The 22,832-nt window shown below is 70.3% G+C and carries 9 protein-coding genes and 1 pseudogene; 8 read left to right on the top strand and 2 right to left on the bottom strand.

Annotated elements, in window-relative coordinates; genetic code table 11:
* Nucleotides 1-110: 110 nt before the first annotated feature.
* Complete coding sequence (locus CYFUS_RS07820) at nucleotides 111-497, bottom strand: winged helix-turn-helix transcriptional regulator (RefSeq protein ID WP_095991866.1); 387 nt, start codon at nucleotides 495-497, stop codon at nucleotides 111-113.
* A 124-nt stretch (nucleotides 498-621) separates the two neighbouring features.
* Between CYFUS_RS07820 and CYFUS_RS07825 the strand changes: the two genes are divergently transcribed.
* The 5 genes and pseudogenes from CYFUS_RS07825 (at nucleotide 622) to CYFUS_RS07845 (ending at nucleotide 15,188) form a co-directional block, all read left to right on the top strand.
* Nucleotides 622-1,362, top strand: coding sequence for an SDR family NAD(P)-dependent oxidoreductase (locus tag CYFUS_RS07825; protein WP_095984666.1), 741 nt, complete (start codon nucleotides 622-624; stop codon nucleotides 1,360-1,362).
* A 458-nt stretch (nucleotides 1,363-1,820) separates the two neighbouring features.
* Nucleotides 1,821-3,137 (top strand): annotated as a pseudogene (locus tag CYFUS_RS52450) (condensation domain-containing protein); the annotation flags it as partial.
* A gap of 227 nt (nucleotides 3,138-3,364) precedes the next feature.
* Nucleotides 3,365-12,685 (top strand): non-ribosomal peptide synthetase, encoded by a 9,321-nt coding sequence (locus CYFUS_RS07835; protein WP_198316495.1) that lies wholly within the window; start codon nucleotides 3,365-3,367, stop codon nucleotides 12,683-12,685.
* Nucleotides 12,682-14,460, top strand: a complete 1,779-nt coding sequence (locus tag CYFUS_RS07840) for a class I adenylate-forming enzyme family protein (RefSeq protein WP_095984669.1) — start codon at nucleotides 12,682-12,684, stop codon at nucleotides 14,458-14,460. Before CYFUS_RS07835 ends, CYFUS_RS07840 begins: the two co-directional genes overlap by 4 nt.
* 5 nt (nucleotides 14,461-14,465) lie before the next feature.
* Entirely contained in the window at nucleotides 14,466-15,188 is a 723-nt protein-coding gene (locus tag CYFUS_RS07845; RefSeq protein WP_095984670.1) for a hypothetical protein, read from the top strand.
* 93 nt (nucleotides 15,189-15,281) lie between these two features.
* Here the strand turns inward: CYFUS_RS07845 and CYFUS_RS07850 are convergent, their stop codons facing one another.
* Complete coding sequence (locus CYFUS_RS07850) at nucleotides 15,282-16,499, bottom strand: ISAzo13 family transposase (protein WP_198316496.1); 1,218 nt, start codon at nucleotides 16,497-16,499, stop codon at nucleotides 15,282-15,284.
* A 318-nt stretch (nucleotides 16,500-16,817) separates the two neighbouring features.
* Between CYFUS_RS07850 and CYFUS_RS50405 the strand changes: the two genes are divergently transcribed.
* From CYFUS_RS50405 to CYFUS_RS07865, 3 genes are all read left to right on the top strand, one after another.
* Nucleotides 16,818-18,878, top strand: coding sequence for an FG-GAP-like repeat-containing protein (locus CYFUS_RS50405; protein ID WP_157758309.1), 2,061 nt, complete (start codon nucleotides 16,818-16,820; stop codon nucleotides 18,876-18,878).
* A gap of 1,256 nt (nucleotides 18,879-20,134) precedes the next feature.
* Entirely contained in the window at nucleotides 20,135-21,775 is a 1,641-nt protein-coding gene (locus tag CYFUS_RS07860; RefSeq protein ID WP_157758310.1) for a hypothetical protein, read from the top strand.
* A gap of 7 nt (nucleotides 21,776-21,782) precedes the next feature.
* Nucleotides 21,783-22,400 carry a pentapeptide repeat-containing protein gene (locus tag CYFUS_RS07865; protein WP_095984671.1) on the top strand — a complete coding sequence of 206 codons (618 nt, stop codon included), beginning with the start codon at nucleotides 21,783-21,785 and terminating at the stop codon, nucleotides 22,398-22,400.
* Nucleotides 22,401-22,832: the final 432 nt, after the last annotated feature.

Below are 22,832 nucleotides of genomic sequence, written 5' to 3' on the forward strand. Positions count from 1 at the left end.
CGGTGCCACCGGCTATGTCGGCTCCAAGCTGCTGGCCGAGAGCCTCCACCGTGGCCACGAGGTCACCGCCATCGTCACGGACACCGCGCCGCTCCCCGCGCATGCCCGGCTCAGGGCGCTCCAGGGGGACGCTCGCGGTCGTAGGCTTCCTGGTGCTTCTGGATCGTGTCGATGTGCGCGAGGGTCCAATCGTACAGTGCCGCGAACGGCTCCTGGAGCGATCTGCCAAGCGGGGTGAGCGAGTACTCGACGCCCGGCGGCGAGCCGCCGATGACGCGTCGGCGGACCATCCCGTTGCGTTCGAGCTTTCGCAGCGTCTGCGTTAGCACGCGCTGGGTGATTCCCTCGAGCCGTCGCTTGATTGCGTTGAACCGCCTCGGCGTGCGCACAAGCACGGCAAGGACCATCATCGACCACTTGTCGCCGATCTGATCGAGGATCGTGCGGCTGGGGCAGTCGGCCCGGTAGATGGGATCGTCTTCAGTATCGCTCAGCATACCAAGGATGCTGAAGGTACGCTCTTGACCCCTGGTATGCAAGAGATACCTTCCGTGGCGTGACCCCTTTGCCTCTCTTCCCATCGTCACGACATGAGCCGTTCTCAAAGGAGATGGAATCGATATGACGCGTTTCAAAGACAAAGTCGTGGTCGTCACCGGTGGAAGTGACGGCATCGGGCTCGCGACGGCGAAGGCCTTCGCTGCGCAAGGGGCCAATGTCTACGTCACCGGGCGCAGGCAAGAGAGGCTCGACGAGGCGGTCAACGAAATCGGTGGCGCCACCGTTGGCATCCAAGGGGACGTCAGTAATCTCTCCGACCTCGAACGACTCTACGAGCGGGTCAAGCGCGACCACGGCAGGGTCGATGTCGTTTTCGCCAACGCGGGAATCTCCGAAACCGTGACGTTCGGTGCGCTCGACGAGGAGCACTTCGAGCGCGTGTTTGGCGCGAACGTGAAGGGCGTGGTCTTCAGCGTGCAGAAGGCGCTGCCGCTCATGACCAGCGGAGGTACGGTGATTCTCGCCGGATCGGCCAGCGGCAGCAAAGGACTCCCCGGGCTGTCGGTCTACAACGCGACCAAGGCCGCGATTCGCTCGTTCGCGCGAACCTGGACGACCGACCTGAAGAGCCGAGGCATCCGTGTCAACGTGGTTTCGCCGGGAGTGATTGAAACGCCCGCGATACAGACGTACCTCCATAACAACGCGGGGATGGAGGACGTGCTGAAACAGATGACGCCGCTCGGGCGGCTCGGTCAGGCGGAGGACGTCGCGAATGCGGTGCTGTTCCTGGCGTCGAACGAGAGCAGCTTCGTCGCGGGCGTCGAGCTCTTCGTGGATGGCGGTGTCATGGCGGTCTAGAACACCGAATGGTTTGAAGATACCGGAGCACCTTGGGCGCGACACCTTCCTCGAGACACCTTCCTCGGCACAACCCAATGGCATCCGGCGCGCCCAGCCAGTGAGGAGGCCACCCAAGGGATTGCGCGTTACCTCCCCGATGTGGGAGGCACCCCCTCACACGAGGCTCAAGGATTGGCGGGGATCACACGGAAGGCGACGGTGCCACTACACCCGGCAGTGTTTCAGTTTCTGATAATCTTAGCGGGCAGGACTTCCACACCGTACACGGGTGATAGGGCAAGCAATAACCAGCAGTACCGGACCTTCGCCGCGGCGTTCCGAGAGGCGGCGGCTCGCTGGGGGCGAGGGGCCTTCTCCTTCAATGGTGCGCTGGAACGGGTAAAAGCGGAATTTCCTTTGTTCCAAAACATTCCGTGCTAGAAGAGCGACCCGCTGACCCACACAAGCTGTTGAGGATGGGCTCCCACGTGGTCGACCAGAGCGCTGAACTCGAACTGTCCGATGCCCAGACCGGTGTGTGGCTCGCCGAGCGCTCCGGGCACAGCCGTCCCGGCTCCTACCAGTGGGCCGAGTACCTGGACCTGTGCGGGACCGTCCGGACCGACCTGCTGACCGCCGCTCTCACGCGGGCCGCCGCGGAGTGCGAGGCGGTCCGGGTGGTCTTCGAGGCGACGGCCGATTCCCTTCCCCGGCAACGGGTCCTGGACTCCGCCGAACCCCGGGTGACCACCGTGGACTTCCGGGAGGCCCCCGATCCCGTCGCCTCGGCGCGGGCGTGGATGGCGGAGCGGCTCGCGGCGGCGGGCGAGGAACTGTTCCTGGGTGCCGTGCTGCGGCTGGCCGAGGAGCGGCAGTGGCTGTTCCTGCGGGTGCACCACATCGCCCTCGACGGCGCGGGCATGGCGCTGCTCGTGCGGCGCGTGGCCGAGATCTACGAGTGCCTCCGGGAAGGGCTCGCCGTACCCGGACCCGGGTGGGCAGCCCTGGCCGAGGTGCCCTCGGCCGAGCAGGCGTACCGCGACTCGGCCGCACTGGCCGAGGACCGCGAGTGGTGGCTCGCACGGCTGGCCGACCGGCCGGAGCCGGTGGTGGTCGGGTCGCGCGCCGCGCCCGCCGCGGAGACCTCGGTGCGGTGGACCCGCGTGCTGGCGGAAGGGGAGTTCGCCCGGCTGCGGCAGGGCGCCGAGCGGTTGGGGACGCGGTGGTCTCGCGTGGTCGCCGCGGCCACCGCCGTGCACGTGCAGGCCGTCACCGGGCAGTCGGACCTGCTGCTCAGCCTGCCTGTCTCCGGCCGCGCGGCGGAGGTGGCCGTGCCCGCCATGACGGCCAACGTGGTGCCCCTGCGCGTGCGCGTCAACCTGGCGGGCACCGTGGGCGGGCTGCTCCAGGAGGTATCGGCGCAACTGCACGCCATCCGGTCGCGGCAGCGGTACCGGGGCGAACGCCTGCGGCGCGAGCTGGGGCTGCCGGAGGACGGGCGGAAGTTCTTCGGACCGGTGCTCAACATCCAGCGGTTCGACCACGTGCTGCGCTTCGGCTCGGCGACGGTGACGGTGCACAACCTCCAGGCCCCGCCGTCGGAGGACCTGTCCGTGGTGGCCTACGACCGGGCTGACGGCAGGCTGCGCCTGGACTTCGACGCCAACCCCACCACGTGCTCCCCCAAGCGGCTGCGGGAGCTGGGCGAGCGGTTCGAGCACGTGCTGTGGCAGTTGGTCGAGGCCACCCCGGACACGCCCCTGGTCGACATCCAGCCCACCACGGCCGCCGAGCGCGCGCACCTGATCGACCTGGGCACCGGGGCCGCACAGGCGGCGCGAGCCAGCACGGTGCCCTCGGCCTTCGCCGCGCGGGTCCGCCAACAGCCGGAGGCCGCCGCGGTGCACTGCCCGAAGACCGGGCGGCGGCTGACCTACCGCGAGCTGGACGAGCGGGCCACCGCCCTGGCCGCCCGGCTCGCCGGGGCGGGGCCGGGCCCGGCCGCAACGTCGCGCTGCTGTTGCCTCGCTCGGTGGACCTGGTGGTCGCCGTGCTCGCCGTGCTCAAGTCCGGCGCGGCCTACGTGCCCCTGCACGCCGAGGACCCGCCGCCCAGGCGCGCGTCCGTGCTCGCCGACTCCGGGGCCCGGCTGCTGCTCACCGACCAGGCGGACGCGACGGCCCCCGGTCTGCGCGTGCTGACCGTCAACGGCACCGGCCCGGACGCCGCGTGCCCGGAGGTCGGCGGGGGCGACCTGGCCTGCGTCATGTTCACCTCGGGCTCCACCGGCACGCCCAAGGGCGTCGCCGTCACCCATGCCAACCTGGTCGACCTCGCCGCCGACCGCTGGTGGACCGAGGGCGGGGCCGAGCGGGTGCTGCTGCACTCCGCGCAGGCCTTTGACGCGATCAACCTGGAGCTGTGGATACCGCTGCTCACCGGCGGCGAGATCGTGCTCGCCCCGCCCGGCAGGCTCGACCCCGGCGAGCTGGCCCGCACCATTACGACCGCCGGGGTCACCGGGATGTGGCTCACCGCCGGGCTGTTCAACGCGATCGCCACCCAGGACCCGCGCTGCCTCGCCGGGCTTCGCCAGGTGTGGACCGGCGGTGACGTGGTCTCCCCCGCCGCCGTGCGCGCCGTGCGGGAGGCGCTGCCCGAGCTCACCGTCGTCAACGGCTACGGCCCGACCGAGACCACCGTCTTCGCCACCCGCTACCCCGCGGGCCCGATCACCGACGTGGTTCCCATCGGCCGTCCCCTCGACGGCACCCGGGTGCTCCTCCTCGACGGGGCCATGCGCCCCGTCCCGCTCGGCACCACCGGCGAGGTCTACCTGGGCGGCGCGGGCGTGGCCCTGGGCTACCTGAACCGGCCGGGTGCCACCGCCGAGCGCTTCCTGCCCGACCCGTCCGGTCCGCCCGGTGCCCGCGTCTACCGCACCGGCGACCTGGCCCGCTGGAACGCCGCCGGGCAGCTGGAGTTCGCCGGGCGCGCCGACGGCCAGGTCAAGCTGCGCGGCTTCCGGGTCGAGCTGGGTGAGGTGGACGCCGCGCTGCTGGCCCAGCCGGGGGTGCGGCAGGCCGCGACCGTGATGCGCGAGGGCCGCCTGGTCTCCTACGTCGTCGGCGAGGTCCCGGACGGGCTGCTGGAACGGCTCGGTGAGCGGCTGCCGCCGTTCCTGGTGCCCTCGGCCGTGGTCGGACTGGCCGCGCTGCCGTTGACCCGCAACGGGAAGCTCGACCGCGCCGCCCTGCCGGACCCCTCTGCCCCCGCACCCGAGCCGGTGCGCGCCACCGGCACGGCCGTCGAGCGGACCCTCGCGAAGCTGTTCGCGCAGGTGCTCGGCCGGGCCGAGGTGCCCGTGGACGGGGACTTCTTCAAGCTCGGCGGCGACAGCATCCGGGCCATTCAGCTCGCCGCCGCCGCACAGCGCGCCGGGCTGGCCGTCAGCACCTCCGACGTCTTCCGCGCCCCGACCGTCACCGCACTGGCCAAGGGCCTCGCGTTGCCCGCCGCGCGCGGCCGCAGCCTGGCACTCGGAGATCCCGACGACCCGACCGTGCCGCTCACACCGGTCATGCACTGGCTGCGCGGCCGGGGCGCGCCGGACAACCGGTTCGTCCAGTCGATGACCGTGCGCACCCCGGCCGGGTGCACGGCCGAGCAGGTGCGCGCCGTGGTCCAGGCGCTGGTCGACCACCACGGCATGCTGCGCCTCGCGCTGTCCGAAGTGCAGGGGGTGTGGGCGCTGCGGGTGCTGGAGCACGTCACCGTCAAGTTGGACCGGCCCATCAACCTGGCCCTCGGCCACGTCCTGCACGTCACCTGGCGCGAGGATCGGCTCAAGCTGACCGCGCACCACCTGTGCGTGGACGGCGTGTCCTGGCGCATCCTGTTAGACGACCTGCACACGGCCTGGGCCGCGGTCCGCGACGGCCGCGCCCCGACGCTGCCCGCCACCGGCACGCCGTTCCCGCAGTGGGCGCGGGCCCTGCTCCAGCACGCCCACCACCCCGATCTGCTGGCGGACCTGCGCCGCTGGCTCGCCCCGGTCGCGGACCCGCCGGTCGGCGACCGCGCGCTGGACCCCTCGCTGGACACCGAGGACACCCGGCAGTGGCTCTCGATCAGCCTGCCCGCGGACTTCCTCCCCAAGGCCGCGGCCGCCTTCGACTGCTCGGTGTACGAGCTGTTGCTGACCGCGTTCGCGCTGGCCACCGGCCCGGTGCGGGTGGAGCTGGAGGGCCACGGGCGCGAGGAGTTCGCCGACGGCCTCGACCTCTCCCGTACGGTCGGCTGGTTCACCACGCTCTACCCCGTCCAGCTCGCCGCGGGCTGTTCCTGGCCCACCGACCCTGTCGACCTGGACGGCGCGGTCGCCCGGGTGCGCGAGACCCTGAACGGCCTGGCGCGCACCGGGTTCGGCCACGGCCTGCTGCGTCACCTCAACCCGCAGACCGCACCGCTCCTGGCCGGGGTACCGGCCCCCCGGTATGCGTTCAACTACCTGGGCCACTTCGACGTCAACGGAGACGGGGACTGGGCGGTGCTGCCCGAGGACACCGTGGTCGGTGCGACCTCCGGCGGACCGCTCGCGCTGGCCCACGCGGTGGAGCTGGACGCGGTGCTCGCCAACCACCCCGACGGTCCCCGGCTGGTGGCGAACTGGTCCTGGCCGGGAAGGCTGCTGCCCCGCGAGGAGATCAGCGCGCTGGCCGAACGCTGGTTCGAGGTGCTGACCGCGCTCGGCACCCGGGCCCGTGCCCGGGCCACCGGCGCGCTGCCGCTGCCGCCGCTGGCCCAGGGGCTGCTGTTCCACTCCCTCTACGACCACGACGGCGCCGACCCGTACCTGGTGCAGTTCGTCTTCGAGCTGGAAGGCGCGCTGGACGCGGCCGGGCTGCGCACCGCCCTGCACCGGCTGCTGCTGCGGCATCCGCAGCTGTCCGCCGGAGTGCGGCAGAGCCCGGCGGGCAGGCCGGTGCAGGTGATCGACCCGGAGTTCTCCGTGCCCTGGCACGACCTGCCCGCGCATGAGGACCTGGAGGCCTTCCTGGCGCAGGACCGGCAGCGGCGCTTCGACCTGGCCCGCCCGCCGCTGTTCCGCGCCGCCCTGCAACGGCGTGCCGCCGACCGGCACGTGTTCGTGCTGACCACCCACCACCTCCTGCTGGACGGCTGGTCCATGCCGATCGTGGTGAAGGAGTTGTTCGGCCTGTACGCCGGGCAGCCGCTGCCCCCGGCCCCCGCCTACCGCGACTTCCTGGACTGGCTCGCCACCCGCGACCCGCATGCCGCCGAGGAGGCCTGGCGCGACATCCTGTCCACCGTGGACGGACCGACGCTGGTCGGCGGGCCGGGCAGGCGGGGTTCGGCCTCGGCCCGGCTGCGGTGCGAGGCGGACCTGCCCGCCGGGATCGCCGAGGTCGCCCGTCGGCATGGGGTGACGCCGAACGTCGTGGTGCAGCTGGCCTGGGCCGTGCTGGTGGGCGCGCTGACCGGCAGGCAGGACGTCGTCTTCGGCGCGACGGTGTCCGGCAGGCCGCCGGAGCTGCCCGGCGCGGAGGGCATGGTCGGCCTGCTGATCAACACCATCCCGGTCCGGGTCGGACTGGCCCCGGCCCGCACGGTCGCGGACGCACTGGCCGCACTGCGCGAACAGCAGCTGGCCGTGCTGGACCACCAGCATGTGGACCTGACGCGACTCCAGGCCCTGGCCGGGCAGTCGGAGCTGTTCGACACGGTGGTGGTGTTCGAGAACTACCCCCTGGAAGAGGAGGCGCTGCCCGGGCTGGTGCTGCGCAGCGCGCGGGGCCTGGACGGCACGCACTACCCGCTGACACTCGTCGTGATGCCCGGGGAGCACGGGCGGCTGCGACTGGACCACAGCGCCGACGTCCTCGACGCCGAGGGCGCGCACCGGCTGCTCGCCCGGCTCGCCTCGATCCTCGCGCAGTTCGCCGACCGGCCGGACGCATCCCTGGGGGGTCTCGATCTGCTGCTGCCCGACGAGCACGAGCCGGTCCCCACCCCGGAGACCGCGCGGCGGTGCACCCTGCCCGAGCTGTTCGAGGCCCAGGTGCGGGCCCGCCCGGACGCCGTGGCCGTCACCTTCGAGGGCGAGCACCTGACCTACCGCGAGCTCAACGCCCGCGCGAACCGCCTGGCCCACCACCTCGTGGCACGGGGTGCGGGCCCGGAACGACTGGTGGCCCTGGTGCTGCCGCGTTCGCTGGACCTGGTGGTCGCGGTGCTGGCGGTGCTCAAGTCCGGCGCGGGGTACGTGCCCATGGACCCCGACCAGCCCGAGGAACGCCTGCGGCAGGTGCTCGCCGCGGTGAACCCGGTGCTGGTGCTCGACCAGGTCGACCCGTCGAAGGAACACCCCGAGCACGATCTCGGGCCGCGCGCGGATCCGGACGGTGTCGCCTACGTCATCCACACCTCCGGCTCGACCGGTGTGCCCAAGGGCGTGGTGGTGTCGCACCAGAACGTCGTGCGGCTGCTGGACACCACCGACCCCTGGTTCGGGTTCGGCCCCGGCGACGTGCACACGCTGTTCCACTCCTACGCCTTCGACGTGTCGGTGTTCGAGCTGTGGAGCATGCTGGCCAAGGGTGGGCGGCTCGTGGTGGTGCCCAAGCACGTCACCCGGTCACCGCAGGAGTTCCTCGCCCTGCTGGCGCGGGAACGCGTGACCGTGCTGAGCCAGACCCCGTCGGCCTTCTACCAGTTGCCCCCGGCCGACCTGGCGCTGCGCGTGGTGGTCTTCGCCGGGGAGGCACTGGCGCTGAGCCGCATCCGCGCCTGGCGGCGGCCCGGCGGGCCGAAGCTGGTCAACATGTACGGGATCACCGAGACCACCGTGCACTCGAGCTACATCGAGCTCGATGACCCGGAGGAGACCGCCAGCGTGGTCGGGGTCGCGCTGCCCGACCTGCGGCTGCACCTGCTCGACCATGCCCTGCGGCCGGTGCCGCCCGGCTGTCCCGGTGAGATCTACGTGGCCGGGCCCGGCGTGACGCGCGGCTACCTGAACCGGCCCGAGCTCACCGCGGCCCGGTTCGTCCCCAACCCGTTCGGTGCCCCCGGTGACCGCATGTACCGCTCCGGCGACCTCGCCCGGCGGCGCCAGGACGGTGGCCTGGAGTACCTGGGTCGTGCCGACCAGCAGGTGAAGATCCGGGGCTTCCGCATCGAGCCCGGCGAGGTCGAGCGCGTCCTGGAACGGCACCCCTCGGTGGTCCAGGCCGTGGTGCTGCCCGATGAGGACCGACTGGTCTGCTACGCCGTGCTTACCGGCGACCTGGACGCGGCCGGGCTGCGCGAGCACGCGCGGCGCGTGCTGCCCGAGCACATGGTGCCCGCGTTCGTGGTGCCGGTGCCGAAGATCCCGTTGACCGGCAATGGCAAGCTCGACCGCAGGGCGCTGCCCAGGCCGCAGTCCACGTTGCCGGTGAGCAGGCCACCTCGCACGCCGATGGAGAAGCTGCTGTGCGCGCTGTACGCCGAAGTGCTCGACGTGCCCGAGGTCGGCGCGGAGGACAGCTTCTTCGACCTGGGCGGGCACTCGCTGCTGGCCACCCGGCTGATCAACCGGGTGCGCGCGGAAACCGGTGCGGTGCTGGGCATCCGCACCCTCTTCGACGCCCCCGTGGTGGCCGACCTGGCCCGCTGCCTGCCAGAGGTGCCCACCGCGCCGGACACCGCGTTCACCCCCGGGGCCCGGCCCGCGCACATCCCGCTGTCCGCTGCCCAGCGCCGGCTGTGGTTCTTCAGCCAGTTCGCCGGGCCCAACTCCGTGTACAACATGGCCTTCGCCACCCGGCTGCGCGGTGACCTGCACGAGGACTCCCTGCGGGCGGCACTGCACGACGTGCTCGAGCGGCACGAGAGCCTGCGCACCAAGGTGGTCGAGGGCGGCGGCGAACCCGGCCAGCGGATCTGCTCGGCCGATGAGCTGCCCGTGCACTCGCTCGCGGTGCCCGAGTCGGCGCTGGCCGACCGGCTCGCCGAGGCCGCCGGGCACGTCTTCGACCTCACCGCCGAACTGCCCGTGCGCGCGCTGCTCTGCCGCACCGGGCCGCGGGAACACGTGCTGCTGCTCGTCCTGCACCACATCGCCGCCGACGGCTGGTCCCTGTCCCCGCTGGCCCGCGACCTGTCCACCGCCTACCGCGCCCGACTCGACGGGAACAGTCCACGGTGGACGAACAGGCCGGTGCAGTACGCCGACTACGCGCTCCAGCAACGCAACACCCACCCGGCCCATTGGGTCGAGGTGCTGCGGGGCATCCCGGACGTGCTGCCGCTGCCCACCGACCACCCCCGGCCGGCGGTGTCCGCGCACCGCGGTGAGACCGTCGGCTTCCGGCTGGACGCCGCCCTGCACGGCCGGATCACCGAGCTGGCCCGCGCGCACCGGGCGAGCGTGTTCATGGTGCTGCACGCCGCGATCGCCTGCCTGCTGCACCGTCTCGGCGCGGGCGCGGACATCCCCATCGGCACCCCGGTCGCCGGGCGGCACGACGCCGCGCTGCACGACACCGTCGGCTGCTTCATCAACACCGTGGTGCTGCGCACCGACCTGTCCGGCGCGCCCACCTTCGCCGAGTTGCTGGCGCGGGTGCGCGCGGTGGACCTGGACGCGTTCGCCCACCAGGACGTGCCGTTCGAGCAGGTGGTGGAGGCGCTCAACCCGCCGCGCTCGCTGTCCCGGCACCCGCTGTTCCAGGTGATGCTGGCCATCCAGGACACCCCGGCCGCCGAGTTCTCCCTGCCCGGGGTGCGCGCCGAACCCGTGGCCGTGCACGGCGGGGCCTCGCGGTTGGATTTGCTGTGGAGCCTGCGCCAGGAATCCGACGGCATCGACGGGCTGCTGGAGTACAACACCGAGCTCTTCACCCCCGCCACGGCGCGACTGCTGCTGGCCCGCCTCGACCTGTTGCTGCGCGCCGCCGTCGCCGACCCGGACCGCCCGGTCACCGACCTGCCGGTGCTCGTGCCCGGTGAGCGGGAACGGCTGCTCACCCGGTGGAACGACACCGCGCGGACCGTGCCGGACACCTCGGTGCACTCCCTGTTCGCCGAACGGGCGCGCGCCCATCCCCATGCGCTGGCGGTGGACGACCTCACCTACGGGCAGCTGTCGGAGCGGGTCGAGCAGCTCGCCGAGCAGTTCCGCGCACTCGGAGCCGGTCCGGGCAGCCTGATCGCCCTGGTGCTGCACCGCACCGCCGACCTGCCCGCCGCGATGCTGGCCGCCGACCTCGTCGGCGCGGCCCACCTGCCCCTGGAACCCGGGCTGCCACCGGAACGCCTCACCGCGCTGCTCGCCGACGCGCGACCGGCGCTGGTGGTGGACAACGAGAACGGACTGCGCGTCACGGCCCGCCCGGGGACACCGGTGCCCGAGGACACCGCCTACGTCCGGTACACCTCCGGGTCCACCGGGCGACCCAAGGGCGTGGTGGTGCCCAGGTCCGCACGGCTCAACCTGCTGCACGCCATGCGCGAGCGGCTGGACCTCACCCCGGCGGACCGGGTGCTGGCCTCCGCACCGGTCGGATTCGACATCTCCGAGCTGGAACTGCTGGCGCCCCTGATGACCGGGGCCGCGCAGGTGCTCGCGGACCGAGACACCGTGCGCGAGCCGGACGAGCTGCTGGCCCTGCTGGAGCGCCGCCAGGTCACCGTGGTGCAGGCGACGCCCTCGCTGTGGCACGCACTGGCCGCCCGCCGCCCGGAGTGCCTGCGCCGGGTGCGCGCGCTGATCGGCGGTGAGGCCGTGCCCGGTGGGCTGGCCGAGGAACTGCGCGGCCGGGTGTCCTCGCTGCTGGCCTGCTACGGGCCGACCGAGACCACCGTGTGGTCCACCTTGCACCCGGTCACCGGAGCCACCGGCGCGACCGTCCCCATTGGACGTCCCCTGTGGAACACCCGCTGCCACGTGCTGGACGAGCGGTTGAATCTGGTGCCGCCCGGTGTGCTCGGCGAGCTCTACCTGGCCGGGGACGGGGTGGCCACCGGCTACCTGCGCCAGCCGGGCCTCACCGCCTCGCGCTTCCTGCCCGACCCGTACGGGCCGCCCGGGAGCCGCATGTACCGCACCGGTGACCTCGTCTCCCGGAGCGCGGACGGGGTGCTGCGCTTCCACGGGCGCACCGACGACCAGGTCAAGGTGCGTGGCCACCGCGTGGAACTCGGCGAGGTGGAGGCGGTGCTCGCCCAGCACGCCGACGTGCACGCGGCCGCGGTGACCGTGCACCGCAAGGGGGTGCTGATCGGCTACCTGGTGCCCGCCGTCGCCGAACCGGACCTGCCCGCGATCAGCGCGCACCTGGCGCGGCACCTGCCCGACCACATGGTGCCCGCCCGGCTGGTCGCGGTGCCGGAGTTCCCGTTGAGCGCCAACGGGAAGGTGCGGCGCGACCAGCTGCCCGAACCGGACTGGTCCGTTGCCGCCGAGGTCACAGCCACCCCGGAGGAGCAGCTGCTGTGCGGGCTGTTCGCCGACGTGCTCGACCTGCCCTCGGTCCGCCCCGGCGACAACTTCTTCGAGCTGGGCGGGCATTCGCTGGTGGCGGCCAGGCTGAGCGCGCGGGTGCGCGCGGTGTTCGGCGTGGCCCTGGGCGTGCGGGACGTGTTCACCGCACCCACCCCGGCGGCGCTCGCCGCGCGCCTTGCCGGAGCGGCCGAGACCGGTCCGCTGGTGCCCCTGCGCACCGGTGGGTCCGCCGCACCGCTGTGCTGCGTTCCGGCGTTGAGCGGCCTCAGCGGCGTATACGCGGGCCTGCTGCCCCACCTCGACGGCGAGCACCCGGTGTACGGCCTGCACACCGACGACCTGCCGGACTCGATTGAGGAACTGGCCGAGCACCACGTCACGGCACTGCGCGCCGCCCACCCCGACGGGCCCTACCACCTGCTCGGCTGGTCCTTCGGCGGCCTGGTGGCACATGCGATGGCCGTGCGGCTGCGGGAACTCGGCGCACCCGTCGGCCTGCTGGTCGTGGTCGACTCGGTCGCGGGTGCGGTGGCCGAGGCGGGGCCGGTCGAGGAGCGGATCACCCGGCTGCTGGGCCGGGACAGCGCGCCGCTGGCCGCGGTGGCGCGCAACAACGAACGGCTGCTGCGGGCCTACCGACCGCCGGTCTACCCGGGGGACGTCGTGTACTTCAACGCGGCGGGCGGCTCGAACCACGAGCGGTGGCGGTCGCACGTCGGCGGGCGGCTCACCGTGCACCAGCTGGCCGCGGCGCACCACGAAGTGTTCCAGCCCGAGCACGTGGCCGAGGCCGGCGCGCTGCTCCGGGACGAACTGAGGAGGAACCGATGATCGACTACCTGCCTGCAGGTGCCCGGGTGGTGGTGCGGCTGCCCAACGGACCGGGCCTGGCCAAGGCCCTGCTCGGCTGCTTCGACCGCGAGCTCGTCGCGGTGCCCCTGCACCCGCGCAGCACGGATACCGCGGTGCGCGGCATCGTCGACCGGGTCGCCGCCTCCGCCGTGCTGGACGAGCACGGGCTGCACGACACCGGCCACCCCGCCGAGCACCCGGATGCCGAGGGCCTGGCGTTCCTGATGTTCACCTCGGGCTCCACCGGTCCGCAGAAGGGCGTCATGCTCAGCCGGAAGGCGGTGCTGGGCAACGCGGCCAAGACCGCCGCGCTCCACGGGCTCACCCCCGACCGGCCGCACGGCACCTGCCTGCCGCTGTACCACTGCAACGCGCTGGTCATGTCGTTGCTGGGCACGCACTTCACCGGCACCCCGCTGGTGCTGCACAACGGCGCGGACCCGGCCGGGTACTTCGCCGCGCTGCGTGCCGCCGGGGCCCGGACCGCCTCCATCGTGCCCGCGCTGCTGGCCGACCTGCTGGATGTCTCACCGGAGTGGCCGGAGGACCTGGAGTACCTGATCACCGCGGCCGCGCCGCTGACTTCGGACCTGGCCCGCCGCTTCCACGACCGCTACGGCCCGAGGCTGCGCCAGGGCTACGGCCTGACCGAGGCGATGAACTTCAGCTTCACCACGCCCCTGCTCGACGAGGCCGCGTTCACCCGCCAGTACCTGGACCAGCACCCGCCGGTCGGCGTGGCGCTGCCGGAGACCGAGCTGCGGCTGGTCGACGGCGAGGTGTGGGTGCGGACCCCGGACATGATGCGCGGCTACTGGCAGGACCCGGCGGCCACGGCGGCGGCGCTGACCGAGGACGGCTGGCTGCGCACCGGGGACCTCGGTGAGCTGCGCGAGGGCCTGCTGGTGCTGCGGGGCCGGGCCGGGGAGCGCATCGACCGGGGAGGGGAGAAGTACCACCCACTGGACGTCGAGCGGACCTGGCGCGAGGCCGGGCTCGGCGGGCGGTTCGCGGCGGTGGCCGTCGCCGAACCCACGCTCGGTCACGAGATCGGGCTCGTCGCCACGGACCAGCCGGTGGAGGCCGTGCGCGCGGTGTGCGAGAACAGCCCGCTGCGGCCCGCCTCGGTGCAGTTCGGCGGATTCCAGGCCACCTCGACCGGCAAACCCCAGCGCAAGGCCATGGGCCGCTCGCTGGTCGCGCTGCGGTACGCGCCCGCCCGGTACGAGCGGCTGCTGCGGTACGCCTCGGCCACCGCGCACGACCTGCTCCGCTCCGGTGTGGACGATGCCGGGCTGCGTGCACTGGCCGAGCACGTGGACGAGCCCGCGCGGGAGGGCGAGGAGGCGGTGTTCGAGGCGCTGGAGTTCATGCGCGCCCACTGGCACCGGCGTGCCGACCCCGAGCTGGCGGAGGCGAAAGCCCGCTGGCGCGAGCAGTTGAGCACCGAATGGCCACTGGCCGGGTACGCCGAACTCGCCGAGCGCCTGCGCGAGGCCCACCCGGGCGCGGTGGTGTCCAGCCACCTGCCCACGATCACGACCCTCGACGGATGCCCGTGGGCACTCGGCCCACTGCTGTCCTTTTTGGACTACCCCACCCAGGAGCCGGGCGACCGGTGGCACGGGCTCGCCGGACTGCGCGAGGCGGGCTTCGCCGTCGTCGGCTGCGCACTGCTGCGCGCGGGCCGCCACGACCTCGGCGGCGTGCTGTGGGCCCACACCCCGACCAGCGGAAACAGAGGCAACGAATGAGCAGGATGAAGCAGGTCCCCGACCACGAGGACGAGGTGTTGGACCTGGAACGCCACCAGGACCCCGGCCGCAACCGCATCACCCCGGTGCTGCAGCTGCCCCCGGAAGTCGCCCTGACCGTCGTGACCGCGCTCGCCGGGCTGGTCCGCCACGCCCACCGGAGGGAACACGAGTCCCCCACCCCCCCCCGCGCGCTGAAGGAGGCGCAGTCGTTCGAGGAGGGCGACGTGTTCATGCTGGCCCCCCCCTTCGAGGGCTACTTCGCCGACCGCTACCTGATGGACTTCTACGACACCCGGGAACGCGGCATCTGCTCCCGCATGCACCTGCACACCGGCCTGCGCTTCGTGCGGATGATGACCGGCCCGGACACCACCATCCGCGTCTCCAGCCTGTCCCCGCTGACCGTCCGCTCCCGCCCGGACTGGACGACCCCGCTGCACGCCTTCGTCGACCGCCTGCCGGACACCCCGGAGGGCGTGCACCGGGAGCGGTACAACGTCGTCGTGCCACCGAACTGCTGGGTGGACATGCAGATCCCCCGGGGAGTCTCGCACCAGTTCAACGCGGTCGGGCCCCATGCGGTGATTGACTCGGTGCACCCGGAGGAGTCCATCGAAACCCTGCGCGAAGGCATGTCCGGGTACCGGATGATGGCGCAGACCATCTTCCTGGCGGAGCACCGCAGTTCAGCCGCCACCTGCGAGGACACCGGCGACGGGGGCTGAGGGCAGAAGAGGAGCAAGGAGCCCCCCACGGCATCGCGAACTTCCCTGTGCGCCGGGCAGGGAAGGCACTGGAAAACAATAACTTGACCAACTTCATTCGGTGCGCCGCGGCTCCAAAAGGTAATTCCAGTCGCCATGGAAATCATCCTTTCGCAGCGCCAGTCGCTTCATTTCTGTCTTCGTGATCTCGACGCCCGTCGGATATTGCTTTTTGTCCAACCGCGTCTTGACGCGCAGACCTCTGGTAGTTCGCGTTCTTCCGATGAGATTGACGACTGTCTCAAAACTGGTCAGTGGCTTGCCCCTCCAGTTCTGGGTGATGTGGCAGAAGAGCCGATGTTCGATTTTGTTCCACTTGCTCGTTCCTGGCGGAAAGTGGCACACGTGGATGTTCAGCCCCGTGTCATCAGCCAACTCTTGCAGTTCTTTCTTCCAGGCACGTGTCCGGTACCCGTTGCTGCCGCCTGCATCTGCTGTGATGAGAAGTTCCGTCGCACTCGGATAGGCTGGCAAACCCATCGTTTTCCACCATTGTCGAATTGATGCGACGGCAAAAGCCGGTGTGTCATGATCTCGCCCGACGCTCACCCATGCCTCGTTTCGAGTCATGTCGAAAACTCCGTAGGGGATCGCCTTGCCCACCGCATCTTCGGGAAAGTCGTGGACGTTGACCTCCTCCGGCCGCCCCGTCGGTTGCCACTCACGGCCTACGTTCCTGAAGCTGCCGACGAGCTCCTTCTTCTTCGTATCGACGGAGATGACTGGCTGGTTTCGCGCCTGGAAGTCCTCCACCATCGCGCTGATGTGCTCGAATTGCGCGTTGCGGTCTGGATGAGACGTGCCCTCTTGGTTCTTGCGCAACGCGTGGAGGCTGTAGCCCAGCTCGTGCAGCTTCTTTCCGACGCTCATGTGGCTGACCACGAACCCCTCGTGCCGCAACTCCGCTGCCAGATTTCGCGTGCTCTTGCACGTCCATCGCAGTGGCGACATCGGATCCCCTCTCGTCGTCGGCGCAACCATACGCTCGAGTGCCTCGACCCATCCTCCCTGTACCAAGGCAAGCGCCTTGCGGCCACCGCCAGGCCGACGCTGACGTTCAGTGACCGCTTCGCCTTTCTTCAACTCCTCGCGGCCTGCTCGGATCGTCGCCCGCGCCAAACCAGTTGCGCTCGCAACCACCGCGTCGCCGCCGTAGCCTATCGTGAGCGACTCCGTCGCTGCCCACAATCGGCGTGCCCTCTCATTCAGGACTCCCTCAAGGGCGAGGTACTTGGCACGGATGGCCGCTTCCAGTTTCGAGTCGTGCCTCATGAGGAGGCCAGATCACAAACCACAGAAGTTGGCAACTTTATTGTTTTCCAGCGCCGAAGGTGTCAAAGGATTCGATCCACCCGCGACAACCCGGGCTTTCAAGACGAGCCACTGAGAATCGTCTGACACCTGCCCGGGCACATTGCCGGTGCTCCGTGAGGGCTGCCCGCGGGTTGTGATTGTCCTCATGGTTTGCCTGTGCGGGGCATCACAGTGCGTTCCCTCCCCTGCTGCCACTGTGTGTCTCCATCGGCTTCGTGCTAACGACCCAAGAGCCGAGCTGATGTCGTCCAACCCGTTACTGAGGAGTGCGTTCCCATGTCGATCAAAACGTTGAAGGCCGTATCCAGTGCCACGTGCATGACTATGGCCATCCGGCTGCTCACCGCTTGTGGCCACGAGGCAGGACAGCCGGAGCTGCGTCCGGCCTGGAGTGACCCCGAGAGCGCCTGGGTCCCCGCCCACTCGCCCGTGCTCGAGGGCTACGTCTGGAACGGGGCCCGAGAGCGGTTCGAGGCAGTGCGCTACGCCGACGTGGACGGGATGGCCGTGCTGGAGGGCGACATCCTGCTGGGGAGTGTGGAGCAGGTGAAGGCACACACTCGTGAGGTCCAGGCCCACGGAGGGCTCCAGCCCCAGGGCGTGCGGGCGCAAGGAGTGGCCATCAGCGGATTGCGCTACAGGTGGCCCGATGCGACGGTGCCGTACACCATCGACCCGAGCCTCCCCAGCCAGTTCCGGGTAACAGACGCCATCGCCCACTGGCAGTCGAAGACGCCACTGCGCTTCGTGCTGCGCACGGCGAGCAACGCGGCGCTCTACCCCAACTACGTCACCTTCCGGCCTAACAACGGGTGCAGCTCGTCAGTGGGGATGAGGGGCGGCCAGCAGTTCATCAACCTGGAGGCCGCGTGCAGCACGGGCAACACCATCCATGAAATCGGCCACGCCATCGGCCTGTGGCACGAGCAGAACCGCGAGGACCGCGACTCCAACGTGCGCATCCTGTGGGAGAACATCCAGGCCGACTACGCGTACAACTTCGACCAGCACATCGGCGATGGCGACGATGTGTTCAGCTACGACTTCGGTTCCATCATGCACTACGGGGCCTATGCGTTCTCCTCCAACGGACTGCCCACCATCGAGACGCTGGGGGGCCAGTCCATCGGCCAGCGCGACGGGTTGAGCTTCGCGGACGTGAACGCCACCATCAAGCTGTACTCGCGGCAGATTTTGGCCAACGAGTCCATCCCCAGCTTCCAAACCTGGGCTGCGCGGACTCGTACGGTGGTGACTGGCGACTTCAATGGAGATGGGCGGACGGACATCGCAGCGGTGGGCGCTGACGGCTGGCAAGCCTTGCCCGTGGCGCTCTCCAACGGCAATGGCTCCTTCCGAGTGGTCAACGAGTCCATCCCCAGCTTCCAAACCTGGGCTGCGCAGACTCGTATGGTGGTGACTGGCGACTTCAATGGGGATGGGCGGACGGACATCGCAGCGGTGGGCGCTGACGGCTGGCTGGCCCTGCCCGTGGCGCTCTCCAACGGCAATGGCTCCTTCCGAGTGGTCAACGAGTCCATCCCCAGCTTCCAAACCTGGGCTGCGCAGACTCGTACGGTGGTGACTGGCGACTTCAATGGGGATGGGCGGACGGACATCGCAGCGGTGGGCGCTGACGGCTGGCAGGCCTTGCCCGTGGCGCTCTCCAACGGCAATGGCTCCTTCCGAGTGGTCAACGAGTCCATCCCCAGCTTCCAAACCTGGGCTGCGCAGACTCGTACGGTGGTGACTGGCGACTTCAATGGGGATGGGCGGACGGACATCGCAGCGGTGGGCGCTGACGGCTGGCAGGCCTTGCCCGTGGCGCTCTCCAACGGCAATGGCTCCTTCCGAGTGGTCAACGAGTCCATCCCCAGCTTCCAAACCTGGGCTGCGCAGACTCGTACGGTGGTGACTGGCGACTTCAATGGGGATGGGCGGACGGACATCGCAGCGGTGGGCGCTGACGGCTGGCAGGCCTTGCCCGTAGCGCTCTCCAACGGCAATGGCTCCTTCCGAGTGGTCAACGAGTCCATCCCCAGCTTCCAAACCTGGGCTGCGCAGACTCGTACGGTGGTGACTGGCGACTTCAATGGGGATGGGCGGACGGACATCGCAGCGGTGGGCGCTGACGGCTGGCTGGCCCTGCCCGTGGCGCTCTCCAACGGCAATGGCTCCTTCCGAGTGGCCAACGAGTTCATCCCGTACTTCCAAACCTGGGCTGCGCAGACTCGTACGGTGGTGACTGGCGACTTCAATGGGGATGGGCAGACGGACATCGCGGCAGTGGGCGGTGAAGGCTGGGGGACCTTGCCTGTAGCGCTCCTCGACTACTGAATGCCTGCAAAAGGTGCTCGAGGGGTTCGGTGACCGGGACAAACCGGAGAAGGCCGGTGTCCCTCGAGCGCATCAACCGCCGAGCCGGGCAGCTCGACCGTTCGCTCGCGTCCTACCTACTGAATCAGCAGTAGCGTCTAGGCAGGAGATAGGCCACGTGGAGGGGGAGGGCTGGTGCAGAGGGGACGAGGAGGGCCGCGGACGGGTGCCGGCCGGGCTCCCGGAAGGGTGTCAGACGATTCGCAGGAAACGAGGTGTCGGAACGAGTCCTTTGAGTGATGCCTGGAGGCTGTCCATGGACCCATAGGGTGAAAGTCCCGAAGCGGGAGAAGGTCGAACCGCATAGCTTGGGTGGCACCGAGAGGGGAGAGCCCTGCGGTGAAGCCCACCGACAAAGCCCCGGAAAGCGGGGTGAGCGAGTGCGCGGGCCGCAACGATGAGTGAACGCCCGGAAGAGGCCTCGTGACTCGTCAACTCCGGGTGCCGAGCTGGCTCAAAGACGGCGAAGGCAGCAGGAACTCCCCGAAGACGACCTTGGGGGGTCCACCCGGCGGGGTAGAGGGCGGCGGCACGTGAACAAGGCCATGGATGGAAACAGGGAAGGGCTCCTCGCCCCGCGGAGAAAGCCCGCGGAAGCAAGGTAGCCGCGCGAGCCGAGGAGGCGAAGTGCGGTGAAGGCGAGAGCCTGGCAGATGGGTCCGTAGTAGCGATGAAGCGGGGTAATGCCCGTGGAGCCAAGGGGCCCTGCCGGAGGCATTCGGAACGTGAGGTGAGGCGGGAGTGGGATGACAAGACCCACCGGAAATGCGCAGGAGCCTCGAATGAAGATGGACCGCTGGGCGAAATCCGCCCCCGGCTGGCAGCGGTGGAGTAGGGGCGAATGGCTCCGAAAGTCGGCGGCCAGAAGGACGGAAGCATAACCCCGGCGGAGGACGCCTCCGCGGTGAGCCGGATGCGGGAAACCCGCCCGTCCGGTTCGAAGTGGCGGGGGCCGGAGACGGAGTGATGGTGAGCTCTAAACGGGCACGAAGCCGGAAACGGCGGAGACGGCCAAGAGCAGCCTGCACACCACCGCGCCGGCCCTCGACCCGATCACCATCCCCTGCGGAAGCCTCGACACTAGGCGCCCTGGGGTGGCTCTCGCGCCGGGGTCAGGCTCGCATCTGCCGTGGACAGTCCCAGGTGCTCCAAAATCGCTCGTTGGCCGCCCCGCATCCTATTCTTCAGGGCTGTTTCTCCTGGGGGAGGCCAACGCCATGTCGAAGAAGCAACCGAATCCGACGGTGGGGAAGGGCGGCGGAACGCAGCTGGGGGTCCGGCGGGGCCCTCCACGCTGGGCGCCGGCCGGGGCCCTCTGGCTCATTGTCCTGATTTTCCATGCGGCCTGCGCGTCGCAGGGGCCCGCGTCAAGCAGGGGGACCGGGGGTGGCCGGGCAGGTGACGAGGCCGCGGAGAGCGAGGCGCGAGCGGCGCCGAGGGAGCTGCAGCCGGTGCTGGTGGTGTACGCGGCCGAGGTGGAGGCGCGCGGCAGCACGCGGGTGGTGGCCGTCACGCGGGAGGAGTATCAGCGTGCGGTGGCGCAACTCCTCCAGCACCACCAGGTGCACGGGACGCCCCAGGAGGCCGCCCAGGGGCTGCTCCAGGCCATGCCCGAGGAGGAGCTGCTCGCCGAGGTGTATCGGGACAGGGTCCTCACGCTGGTGCCCCTCATCGACAAGGGTTCGCTCGTCCCCGAGGCCGAGGCGGCGCTCAAGGCGAAGTACCTGCGGTGGTGCCAGCCACGCGGCGGCGGGGACTGCCTGGGCCTCTTCACGGATGGACCCTACCTGCGCACCGACGACAGGCGCACCCTGGCGCTCGCCCTGGCCTTCGGAGGTGTGCTTGACGAGACGCGAGCGGCCCTTGGGCGCGAGCTCAGCCCTCAGGCACTGCTCTCCTCCCTGGTGTGGGCCGCGGGCCTGTACCTGGCCCTCTGGCTGCTACCCGAGCCGAGCACCAAGGCGGCCGCCGCCGCGCTCTCCGTGGTACTTCTGGCCTGGTTGGGGGTGGACGCCATGTGGGGCCTCATGGACGGGTGGGCCCGCATGGCGCACGCGGCGCACGAGGCCACCACGTTCGAGGAGCTGCGCGACGCCGGCGAGGCCTTCGGCAAGCGGATAGGAATGGACGCGGCCCGGGCCCTCATTCTCGCAGTGGCCACCCTCACCGGACGAACGTTGGGCGAGGTGGCGACGCACCTTCGCTCGCTGCCGAGGTTCAACCAGGTGCAGGCGCAGTGGGCGGCCCAGGGCATGGAGGGCTCGGTAGCGGTGGCGATGGAGGAGGCGGCCGCGGTGGAGGTGGTGGTGGAGCAGAGCCGCGCCCTCGTCGTCCTCACCTCCCCGCAGGCGCCCGTGGCCATCAACGTCCTGGCCAGGAGTGGCGGCTCGGGAGCTGCTCGAGGGCATGGGGGCACCGTGGCCATCCAGCACCGCGGGGGCAACAAGCAGGTCATCCTCGGCAACGGCGAGCGGTGGCACCTCCCGCGAGGCCAGAGCTACAATGACATACCGGCGGAAGACCGGCTCGGCGACGAGCTGCAGGCGGCCGTGAGGGAGGAGGCGGCGAGGTGGTCCCAGGCTGAGCTGTCAGTCGAGGAGCTGGAGGCGATAAAGAAGATGCGAGCAGCCGGCAAGGAGTACCGCGCGAATCTGCTGGAGCGGCAGGCCCGAGGGCGGTGGATCGAGAGACAGGTGGCCAACCGCTTCCCGCACCTATCCTGGAACAGCCGCGGCGTGGACGTCACCGGACCTGGTGGCCAGAGCTACCACTACGAGATCCTGTCGGGTACGGAGTCGAACTTCGCGCTGCACGGGCGCCGGATGGCGAGCACCTTCTTCCGCATGATCTTCTTCTGAGGCCCGCGTGACTCCCAACATCCACTACGAGAATCGAGAGATTGAGGGCGAGCACCTGGAGCTGACCGATAAGACGGCCATCTACTGGCTCGGGCCAAACGTCACCCTCCGGGGCTGTACGCTGGTCACGAACGTTTCGGCGCGGTGGCTGCACCTGGTGTCGGGAACCCTGATCGACTGCACCATTCATGCGAAGAGCGAGCTGAAAACGCTACCGTGGGCAGCCATGAAGTTGAAGGGGTGCCGGTTCAAGGGCCGCTTCGGTGGAAACGACTTCGGGTTGCGCGAGGACCTGGACGAGAGGCAGAAGCTCGGAGGCATTGAGGACTGCGACTTCTCAGAGGCCCGACTCAACGGGTGCCGGTTCCGCAATTGCGACATGAAGACCATTCGCCTGCCGCGGTGGCCGTGCTTCACCTTCTTGGATCCCCTCATGCACGTGGCGGAACTGCGCCGGCACGCTTGGCCCGGACTGGTCGGCAGAGCGACTGTCGAGGCTGTCTGCGAGTCGCCTGTCGGCACAGTCGCGGTGACCTGGCACGCACCCACCGTGGCCGAGAAGATGGACACGACGGTTGAGGAGCTGCGCGCCGCCCTGGAGACGGCCCCCGGGATTTTCATGTAGGGCGGGCGTCTAGGCAGGAGAGAGGCCGAGTTGAGGGGGGAGGGCGGGTGCGGAGGGGCCGGGGAGGGCCGCTGACGGGTGCCGGCTCGGGATGGTGTCAAAGGACTCGAAACGCGGGACCCAGCCGGGATGGTGTCCGCCGGGATGGTGTCGCCGGGATGGTGTCAAAGGACTCGAAACGCGGGACCCAAGCCAGAACGAGACGTGGCGTGGACGGTGGAACCCACTCTCTTCAACTGTTTCTGCGGACTTGCGAGTTGGCGCGCGCGGTGCATCCGGCCTCGATGTGCTCACGAGGGGGGGGAAGGGGATGGGTTGGCCGCTGAGGATGTTCCAGGAGGAGGGTGTCTATTTCGTCACGTCCAGGTAATTGGACGAAGCGCTGGAGCAAACGGGGAAGTGAGGACCTGGCGGGGGAGGGGCGCTTCGCAC

Source organism: Cystobacter fuscus (assembly GCF_002305875.1).
GTDB lineage: Bacteria > Myxococcota > Myxococcia > Myxococcales > Myxococcaceae > Cystobacter > Cystobacter fuscus_A.

Bases quoted from the DNA above. Each gene is read 5' to 3' on its own strand.
- CYFUS_RS07860 (WP_157758310.1), top strand. From the start codon at position 20,135: ATGTCGAAGAAGCAACCGAATCCGACGGTGGGGAAGGGCGGCGGAACG.
- CYFUS_RS07850 (WP_198316496.1), bottom strand. From the start codon at position 16,499: ATGAGGCACGACTCGAAACTGGAAGCGGCCATCCGTGCCAAGTACCTC.
- CYFUS_RS07840 (WP_095984669.1), top strand. From the start codon at position 12,682: ATGATCGACTACCTGCCTGCAGGTGCCCGGGTGGTGGTGCGGCTGCCC.
- CYFUS_RS07825 (WP_095984666.1), top strand. From the start codon at position 622: ATGACGCGTTTCAAAGACAAAGTCGTGGTCGTCACCGGTGGAAGTGAC.
- CYFUS_RS50405 (WP_157758309.1), top strand. From the start codon at position 16,818: ATGTCGATCAAAACGTTGAAGGCCGTATCCAGTGCCACGTGCATGACT.
- CYFUS_RS07820 (WP_095991866.1), bottom strand. From the start codon at position 497: ATGCTGAGCGATACTGAAGACGATCCCATCTACCGGGCCGACTGCCCC.
- CYFUS_RS07845 (WP_095984670.1), top strand. From the start codon at position 14,466: ATGAAGCAGGTCCCCGACCACGAGGACGAGGTGTTGGACCTGGAACGC.